This is a genomic window from Nocardioides abyssi, from assembly GCF_030412915.1.
GTDB classification, from domain to species: domain Bacteria; phylum Actinomycetota; class Actinomycetes; order Propionibacteriales; family Nocardioidaceae; genus Nocardioides; species Nocardioides abyssi.
Map to the genome: position 1 here is coordinate 1 of NZ_JAUHJR010000106.1, position 291 is coordinate 291.

At 77.3% G+C, this 291-nt stretch carries 1 protein-coding gene; it reads right to left on the reverse strand.

Annotation, left to right across the window (positions count from 1 at the left end; all coding sequences use genetic code 11):
• On the reverse strand, window positions 1-291 hold a 291-nt coding region (locus tag QWY29_RS20100; RefSeq protein ID WP_300963004.1), incomplete at both ends, for a hypothetical protein.

Sequence of the window (291 nt, forward strand, 5' to 3'; positions counted from 1 at the left end):
CGGCGTCGCGGGCCGCGAAGCGCAGCGGCAGCGGCAGCCCCCTGGCCAACCGGGCCACCGCGACGACCACGACGGGCACCAGCAGGATCATGCCCAGCACGCTGAGGAGCGCGGACGCGGCGATCAGGACCTCACCGTTGTCACCCACCCCCGCCCGTGCGCCGTACACCGCTGCGGCGATGCCGGCGCCCAGCAGCACCAGGCCGACCAGCGGGGACCGGCGCGAGGCGCGGGCGTCGCCGCGCCGCCCGTTGAGCACCGCGACCACGTCCTGGCGCGAGGCCAGCCATG